Annotated in this window: 7 protein-coding genes and 1 pseudogene; 1 reads left to right on the top strand and 7 read right to left on the bottom strand. The window is 70.4% G+C overall.

Features of this window, described 5'->3' with window-relative positions:
• Positions 1-724, bottom strand: a 724-nt coding sequence (locus AC1DYX_RS24165; RefSeq protein WP_477263586.1) for a secretin N-terminal domain-containing protein, incomplete at its 3' end; no start/stop codon positions are given.
• A 27-nt stretch (positions 725-751) separates the two neighbouring features.
• Complete coding sequence (locus AC1DYX_RS24160) at positions 752-2,083, bottom strand: helix-turn-helix domain-containing protein (protein ID WP_477263584.1); 1,332 nt, start codon at positions 2,081-2,083, stop codon at positions 752-754.
• Between the two features lie 154 nt (positions 2,084-2,237).
• Between AC1DYX_RS24160 and AC1DYX_RS24155 the strand changes: the two are divergent.
• A pseudogene (locus AC1DYX_RS24155) lies at positions 2,238-2,960 on the top strand (response regulator); the annotation flags it as partial.
• Between the two features lie 31 nt (positions 2,961-2,991).
• Here AC1DYX_RS24155 and AC1DYX_RS24150 read toward each other — a convergent pair.
• From AC1DYX_RS24150 to AC1DYX_RS24130, 5 genes are all read right to left on the bottom strand, one after another.
• On the bottom strand, positions 2,992-5,544 hold the full coding sequence (locus tag AC1DYX_RS24150; RefSeq protein ID WP_477263582.1) for a hybrid sensor histidine kinase/response regulator: 2,553 nt from the start codon (positions 5,542-5,544) through the stop codon (positions 2,992-2,994).
• 8 nt (positions 5,545-5,552) lie between these two features.
• Complete coding sequence (gene sctT, locus AC1DYX_RS24145; RefSeq protein WP_477263580.1) at positions 5,553-6,380, bottom strand: type III secretion system export apparatus subunit SctT; 828 nt, start codon at positions 6,378-6,380, stop codon at positions 5,553-5,555.
• Positions 6,377-6,922, bottom strand: coding sequence for a hypothetical protein (locus AC1DYX_RS24140; protein WP_477263578.1), 546 nt, complete (start codon positions 6,920-6,922; stop codon positions 6,377-6,379). The genes sctT and AC1DYX_RS24140 overlap by 4 nt, the downstream gene beginning before the upstream one ends.
• Positions 6,871-8,193, bottom strand: a complete 1,323-nt coding sequence (gene sctN, locus AC1DYX_RS24135; protein WP_477263576.1) for a type III secretion system ATPase SctN — start codon at positions 8,191-8,193, stop codon at positions 6,871-6,873. The genes AC1DYX_RS24140 and sctN overlap by 52 nt, the downstream gene beginning before the upstream one ends.
• Positions 8,190-8,579 (bottom strand): FliH/SctL family protein (locus tag AC1DYX_RS24130; RefSeq protein ID WP_477263574.1); only part of this gene is annotated, 390 nt, incomplete at its 5' end. The genes AC1DYX_RS24130 and sctN, both read right to left, overlap by 4 nt.

The following is an 8,579-nucleotide window of genomic DNA, read 5'->3' as shown; positions in this document are numbered from 1 at the left end:
CGTTTCTGGGCGCGGCGCTGCCGACGCGCGTCACCGGGCCCGCCGGCGCCGCCGCGAGCGCCGGCGTCGCCGCGTTTTTCTGGTACATGCTGCGCAGGATGTTGGCCACGCCGACCAGCGTGACCTGCTGTCCGCCCACGCGCAGCGCGTGGTCGGCCGCCCACGCGTACTTCAGCGGGAACACGCGTACTTCCAGCGTGCGGCGCTGCTGGTGGTCGACGTCGATCTTGCGCGCCAGTTCGCTCACCAGCTCGACGTAGCGCGGCGGCCCGGACACCAGCACCGTGTTGGTCGGGTCGTCGTAGACGATGGCAAAGCGCGGGTCGGCGATGCGCAGGCGCGCGACGGCGCTGCGCAGGTCGGCCGGGTGGGCGTGCGTGAGGCCGATCGACACGCTTTTCACTTCGTTGGCGCCGGCCACGTACAGCACGGTGCCGTCGTAGTACCAGACGAAGCCGAACGACGCGGCCAGGTGGTCGAGGAAGCGCTGCGGCGACTCGGCGAAGCTGCCCGTGACGTTGCCCTCGACCTGGGTCGAGATCGACGCCATCACGTTCTGGCTGGCGGCCAGTTCGCGCAGGATGTCCTTGACGTCCTTGTGATCGGCGACGTACTTGAAGGTGCCGGTGCGCCAGGGGATGGCCCGGCCGGCGGCGTGCGCCGGGACGGCGCAGGCGAGACAGAGCGCCAGCAGCGCGGCGCCGGTCGTAAAACGCTTGTGCATGGGATTCCTGTGGGTCAAAAACGGCGCTCAGCGGCACACGCTGGCCGACGGCGCTTCGTTGAATTGCTTGCGGTAGCCGCGGATCAGCGACGAGCGGCTCTTCAGGCCGAGCCGGTTGGCCGTCTTGAGGATGCCGTCGCCGGCGCCGTCCTCGGCCAGCAGCTCGGCGCGCACGGCGTCCAGCCGCATGCGCCGCAGCACGGCCGTCGGCGACATGCCGAGGTTTTCGCGGAACGCCAGTTGCAGCGCCCGTTCGGTGACGCCGATGTGGGCCGCGATCTCGCCCGTGGACAGGTCGTTGTTGCGGTAGTGGTCGGCGATGTAGCGGTAGGCGCGGCGGTACCTGGCGGGCAGGCGCGCGCTGATGTCGTCGCTGGGCTGCGCGACCGGCGGCGCCATGCCGTCCAGCGGCTTGATTACCTGCGTCTCGCTGCGCAGGCATTGCAACGCCTCGGCCGTGTAGGCGGCATAGGCCTTCAGGGCGGCGGCGCCGTCGCCTTTCAGCATCGCGATCTTGGCCTGGCAATAGCGCAGGTCCAGGTTCCAGCGCCGGTCGCGCGGATCGGCGTGGCGGCCGCGCTGCAGGCTCTGCTCGGCCAGGTCGACGTGCTCGCCGGCCAGCGCGGCCAGCGCGATCTCGACGTGCATGCCCGCGTCGCAGGCGCCGTGGCGCTGCAGCGCGCTGATCACGTCGCGCTCGCCGTCGGCCAGGCGCAGCAGCAGCGCGAGGTACGCATGGCGCCGGGCCGCCAGTTCCGGGGCCGGACGGCGCGCGTCGCAGGCGGCCATGGCGTCGGCGAAGCGCTGCCACTCGGCGTGATGGTCGCCGCGCACGGCGGCCGACTGCCAGAACACGTGGTCGCGCAGGCCGGCGGCGCAGCGCACGCCCAGCCGCACGGCACAGTCGAGCGCCAGCAGGTCGGCCAGCAGCAGCCAGCGGCCATCGTCCGCCGCCGCGCCCAGCGCGCGCGCCTGGCGCAGCGCGTCGTCGCACGCGGCCTGCTGGCCCAGCTGGTGGTGCACCAGGGCCGCGCCGAGCACCGCTTCGGCCTTCTGCGGCACGTTCGCGGCGCCGTCCTGGACGATGCGGGCGAAGCAGTGCAGCGCGGCGCTGTAGCGGTGCAGGTTCAGCGCCTGCCACCCCGCGTTGCGGCATGACAACAAGCGCACGGCGTCGTTCGAATCCTGCAGTTTCTGCGCGCGCCGGAAGTGCTCTTCCGCATCTTCCTCGAACCCCAGCAACAGTGCGGCGTCGCCCAGGGCCTGCAAGGCGGGAGCGTCGGCTTCGCCCAGGCGCTGGGCGTGGCGGTGGGCGGCCTCGATGTCGCCTTCCTGCATGGCGCGGGCATAAGACGGCATGGCGTGATCGTGGGTTTGTGCGGAAATCAGAGCGAGATAAATCTGAAACATGGTCGTCACCTCGTTGGAGCAACATGCGATCGGAGCAGAACCGGATTGTTTGTCTGCGGTGCAAGAATGATCACAGAACGAAGCGGCGCCGACGATCCCGCAGATGTCGGGATGGCTACCCGACAATTGTCCGACGCAAACATTTAGACTGTGGTACTGTAAAAATGTTTCCAAGACTCAAGTAACAATCGGAGAGCGAATGAGCGATGTGGCACAATTGACGATCCTGGTGCTGGAAGACCAGGGCCTGGTGCGCGCCGGCATGCGGGAACTGATCCGCATTGCCCAACCGACGGCGCACATCGAAGAGGCCGCCACCTACGACGAGGCGATCGCCCTGCTGGGCGCGAAACGGTTCGACCTCGCCTTCCTGGATTTCACGCTGAAATGCGAGAAGACGGGGCTCGACGTGCTGAAATACCTGCGCGAGCAGAATCTGGAGACGCGCGCGATCATGCTGTCGGCCCATGCGGACCGGCAGCTGGTCCTCGAGTGCATCAACGCGGGCGCGTGCGGCTACATCCCCAAGGACATGGACCATGAAGGCATCTTCCAGCGCGCGCTGGACACCGTGTTCCAGGGCGGGATCTTCGTGCCGGTGACGGCGATGGCGCGCGAGGGCGTGTACGCGCCGCCCGTGACGCCGCTGCCCAGCATTCCGGCGACGGCGCTGGGCGTCTCGGGGCGCTGCCTGGAGGTCCTGTACTACCTGTGCCAGGGTTTGCCGAACAAGACGATCGCCGCCAAGATGCAGGTCGAGGAAGGCACGATCCGCAAGGATTACGTGCCGAAGCTGTTCCGCATTTTCCAGGTGACGCGGCGCACCGAACTGCTGGTCGAAGTGTCGCGCCGCGGCATCATCGTGCCGCCGCTGCCGCGCTGRGGGACGGCGCGTCGCACACCGCGCGGATCGTCGCCAGCAGCGTGGCCGACGCCACCGGCTTGCGCAGCACCGTCGCGTGTTCCAGCTCGTCCGTCAGCGTCACCGACGCGCTTTCGCCCGTCAGCACGATGACGGGCAGCGCGGTGTCGAATTCGGCCGTCACTATCCGCACCACGTCGCGCGCCGTGCGGCCGCACGGCAGCGAATAGTCGGTCAGCACCAGGTCGGGCATGCGCTCGAGGCCCGGCAGCAGCGCTTCCAGTTCGGCCAGCGAGCCGATCGATTCGTACAGCACCCGGTATTCGCGCAACAGCATCTCGGTCGACTGGCGCACGAGGACGTCGTCCTCGACGTACAGCACATACAGGCCGGCCACGTCGGCCGTGGCCGTGACGGGGGCGGGCGCGGCCACAGGCACCGGCACGTCGCCGGCCGTGGCGCGCGGCACGCTGACGGAAAAGCGGCTGCCGACGCCCGCCTGCGAGCGCAGTTGCAGGCCGTGGCGCTCGAGCAGGGCCAGCGACGACGCGACGATCGACAGGCCGAGGCCCATGCCGCGGTTGCGGTCCCGGTTCGGATTGTCGACCTGGAAGAACGGCTTGAACACCTGCTTCTGCAACGCGTCGGGAATGCCGACGCCGTTGTCCACGATGTCGACGCGGCAGTGGTGGAGCAGGCGCACGACGCCCACCACGACGACGGCACCGCCGGCGCGCGTCGGGTCGCTGTACTTGATGGCGTTCGACAGCAGGTTGGCGAGCACCCGCCCCAGCATCTGGCGGTCGCTGCGCACGGCCGGCCCGCCGCCGGCCGGCAGGCGCACGCGGATGGTCACGCCGCGCGGCTCGCTGAGCGGGCGCAGCGCGAGCACCGTCTCGCTCACCAGTTCGCCGAGGTCGAAGCTGCCGTATTCGGCGACGATGGCGCCGCATTCCAGCCGCGACAATTCCAGCACCGCGTTGAACGACGAACGCATCGCGTTGGTGGCCTTCTGGGTCGTGTCGATCAGCTCGCGGCCCTTGTCGACGTCGCCGCGGTCGAGCGCGTGGCTGGCCGCGCCCAGCAGGTTGCCGATGGCCTGCATCGGCTGGCGCAAGTCGTGCGCCGCCTCGGCCACGAACTGCGATTTTTTATGGTTCTCGTGCAGCGCCCGGCGGCGCGACTGCTCCTTGTCGCGGAATTTGAAAAAGCCGACCACGCCGACCAGCAGGGCCACCACGACGCCGAGCGCCAGTTCGAGCCGTTCGTTTTTCAGCTCGGACTGCTGGAGCTGGGTCTTTTCGCGCAGCGCGGCGATCTCTTTCTGGCGCGCGGTGAACTCGAACTCGGAGCGCATCTTCAGCGTGGCGCGGTCGAGTGTGTGCCGGGCCACCTCGTCCTTGAGCGTGCTGAGCTCGCGCAGCGCGGTGTAGGCTTCGTGGAACAGGCCGGCCCGCTCGTAGGCCGTGACGAGGCTGTCGAGCATGTCGATGACGGACTGGTCCTCCTTGCCCGCGCGGTAAAACGCCAGTGCCGCGCGGACCTCGCCCTCGCCCTGCCGGACGGCGCCCAGTCCGATGCGGCACAGGCCGATGTCGCCGCGCAGGTCGGCGGTGTCGCGCGAGGTGGCACCGGGCGGCAGCAACGCCAGGGCGGCCTCGGCCAGCTTCAGGCAGTCGGCGTAGCGGCCGGCCTTCCACGCGTCTTCGCTGCGCCTGCGCTGCATTTCCGCCTCGAGCTCCTTGTCGCCCACCAGCCGCGCCAGCGACAACGCCTGCTGGCACGCGCGCTCCGCCTTCTCCGGCTCGCGCAGCTTGCCGTACAGGTCGCAGCGGACCGACGCCAGCGTGCCCTGCATGGACTGCGCATGCTGCGCCTCGGCCACCGCCTGCGCCTGCAGGTTGTAGTCGAGCGCCTGGCGGTAATCGCCCATCAGCGAGTACAGCATGCTGATGTTGTTCATCGCGATCGCGCGGTGGAACACGTCGCGCTGGCTGCTGCCGTCCAGCAGGCCGAGCGCGGCGGTCTGGTGCCGGAGCGCGCTCCTTATGTCGCCCTGTTGCTGGTAGCACATCGCCGCCGTGTCGTGCATGGCGGCGCCAGTCCGGTGCACGGCGCCGGTGTCGCGCGCCAGCGCGGCCTCGACGACGCGCACGCACTCGGCCTGTTTGCTGTCGAACAGCGACAGGACCCGGGCCCGGTAGTTCTCCGCCCACAGCGCGCTCTGCAGGTCGTGCTCGCGCGCGCCGAACGCGGCCAGTTCGTCGGCGTAGCGGCGCGCCCGCTCGTCGTGCGCCTCGATGTAGAAGTTGACCAGCGTATTGAGGGCCTTGCTGCGGTCGTTGAGCGTGGCGGATGCCGGCATATGGTCGTGCAGCGCCTGCAGCTGCGCCGTCGCGGCCTCGCGGTCGGTCTGGAACAGCTCGAAGATTTGCAACAACTGGGCATACACAGGGGTGACCGGCGGATCGGCCGCCTGCGTGGCGCCGGCGCCGAGCAGCGCCAGGCAGACAATCAACGAACGGAACAGCGGACGCATCACGGACATGGGACCTTTCATCGGGTGGGCGCCGCGCCCAGCATGCCGTGCTGGACGAAGCTCTGGAAATGCTCGAAGGTGAACGACGTCTTGACCTGGTCGACGAAGGTGCCGGTCAGCAGCACCAGCATCAGGAGGGCGACGGCGCCGCGCACCGGCTGGCTCAGCGACATCGGCTCCAGCTTGTCGGCCGCCTTGGCGACGAGCCCGAACGCCAGGTCGATCAGCACGAGCACCACCATCACGGGCGCGGCCAGCTTGACCGTCGCCGCCGCGATGCCGTCCACCTGGCTGATCAAGAACGTGTCCGCCAGCGCGTCCAGCGACGGCAACGTGGCCGTCAGCGGCCACCAGCGGAACGACGCGAAGATCGCGCCCAGCAGGAACAGCATGCCGCCGGAGACGTAGAACAGCACGATCGCGAGCTGGATCAGCACGTTGGACACGGGCGTGGCCTGCTCTCCGCGCAGCGGATTGCTGGTCTGGACGTTGTTGAAACCCGCCATGTTGTCGATCACCACTCCCACGCTTTGCGCAATCCAGAACACCGGCGCGGCCGCATAACCGATCGCCATGCCGATGAACATCTCCTTCCCCACCAGTATCAGCGCCGTCATGCCGTCCAGCCGGGCCAGCGTATCGGCCGGCTGGCCGGCGGCGATGAACCAGCTGATCACGTACACCACGCCGTTGCGCGCGCCGCCCGGCAGCACCTGGTCCGACGTCGCCGGCAGCACCACGAACACGACCAGCAGCCGGATGCTGCACAGTGCCAGCAGGATCACCAGCGTGTGCAGGTCCCCGTGCGCCTGCCACAGGGTGGCGATGTCGTCCAGGCCGCTCATGTCGCCCTCCCCGCGCACCGCCGCGCAAGGCCGGCCTCGGCCGCTTCTTCGTCCTGCGCATCCTGTTGCGTTTCCTCGGCAACCCGGGCCTCCTCGGCCATGCTCCGCGCGAGGTCGTCGCGGCGCGCCCTGGCGGCGGCGATTTCCTGTCGAGTTTGCCGAATCTCGTGCTGTTTGTCCAAGACATTTTGCTGCGCTGCACGCAATGCGGCGGTGGCATCGGCCTGGCGGGCGGCCAGTTGGCCGCGCCACGCGTCATGTTCCAGGTACGCGCGCGGCGACAGGGCCGCGCCGGCCAGCAGCGTGTCCAGCCGGGCGCCGTGGCCGGCCAGCGCGGCGTCGGCCTGCGCCAGCCGGTCGGCGCACTGCGCGGCGGCATCTTCCGCCCCGGCCAGCGCCGCGCGGCGCTCGCCGAGGGTGCGTTCGAGGCGGTCGATGGCGCGCGTGACGACGCCGTGCAGCGTGCGCCACGGGGACGCGGCGGCCGCCGTCATGACGCGAGCGCGGCCAGTTGCCGCAGCGTGTCGCCGGGGTCCGCGCAATCGTCGGTCGCCTGGCCCAGGAAGGCGGCGATGGCGGGATGGCGGGCGATGGCCTCGTCGGCCTCCGGATCGGCGCCGGCCTGGTATTCGCCGATCTGCAGCAGGGTCTCGACCGCGTCGTACTTCGCCATCAGCGCGCGCACGCGGCCGGCGTGCGCCTGGTGCTCGGGGCCGACGATCTGGCTCATCACGCGGCTCAGGCTGCCGAGCACGTCGATCGCCGGGTACTGGTTGCGGGCGGCGATGCGGCGCGACAGCACGAGATGGCCGTCGAGGATGCCGCGCACTTCCTCGCTGACCGGGTCGCTGCCGCTGTCGTCCTCGGCCAGCACGGTGTACAGCGCCGTGATCGAGCCGTGTTCGCCCATCCCGGCCCGCTCCAGCAGGCGCGGGAGCTCCGCGAACACGGACGGCGGAAAGCCGCGCCGGGCCGGCGGTTCGCCCGCCGCCAGGCCGATCTCGCGCTGGGCGCGGGCGAAGCGGGTCAGCGAATCCATCATCAGCAGGACGCGCTGGCCGCGGTCGCGGAAGTACTCGGCGATGGCCGTGCCGACGAAGGCGGCCTTGGCGCGCTCGATGGACGAGCGGTCCGACGTGGCGCACACGACGACGCTGCGCGCCATGCCTTCCGGCCCCAGTACCATCTCGATGAATTCGCGCACCTCGCGGCCCCGTTCGCCGATGAGGACGATCACGTTGACGTCGCTGGCCGTGCCGCGCGCGAGCATGCCCAGCAGGGTGCTCTTGCCGACGCCCGCCGGCGCGAACACGCCCATGCGCTGGCCCTCGCCCAGCGTGGTCAGGCCGTCGATCAGGCGCACGCCGGTCGGCAGCGCCGTGTCGATCAGGCGCCGCGTCATCGGGTTCGGCGCCGGTGCATGGATGCTGACGTGGGCTTCGCAGCGCAGCGGCCCGGCGCCGTCGATCGGGCGGCCGAAGCCGTCCAGCACGCGGCCCTGCAGGCCGGGCCCGACGCCGACCGCGAGTGGCCGGCCGTGGCCCGTCACGCGGGTCTGGCGGCACAAGCCTTCGACGCCGCCGAACGGCGCCAGCACGGCCAGGTGGCGGTTGAAGCCGACCACCTCGGCCTGCTGCAGCAGGCTGCCGTCGGCAGGGCGCAGGTCGCACAATTCGCCCAGCTTCACGTCCAGGCCGCCCACGCGCAGCAGGGTGCCCGTCACTTCGACCACCTTGCCGATGCGCGCGCCGGCAGGTTCGGCGGCGACGGCCGCTTCCATCGCGTCGGCCAGCGTGCGCAGTGCCTCCATCATGATGCCGTCTCCAGCGCCCGGTCGAGCGCCTGGCGCAGCGCGGCCAGTTGCGCGGGCAGGCCGGCGTCGATCACGCCGTCATCCCATTCGCACACGCAGCTCCCGGGTTGGAGCGCCGCATCCTCCACGACGGCCGGGCGCACGGTCCAGCCGGCCCCGCCGAACACGTGGTGCACGTGCGCCGCGTCGTCCGGGTGCACGGTCACCGTGAGGAACGACGCCTGTTCCAGCTCGGCGTCGACGAGGTGCGCGGCGCGCCGATACAGGCTCTCGCGCGGCGCGTCCGTCAGCAGCTTGCGCGCGGCGGCGAACACGATGGCGGCAAGGCGCTCGCGCATGGCAAGCAGCGCCGCGCGGGCGTCGCGGGCGCCGGCCTGCAGGCGCGC

The organism is Massilia sp. P2_C2 (assembly GCF_056404615.1).
Note: the sequence above shows the minus strand (reverse complement) of the source record. Positions and strands in the feature narration are given on the sequence as shown.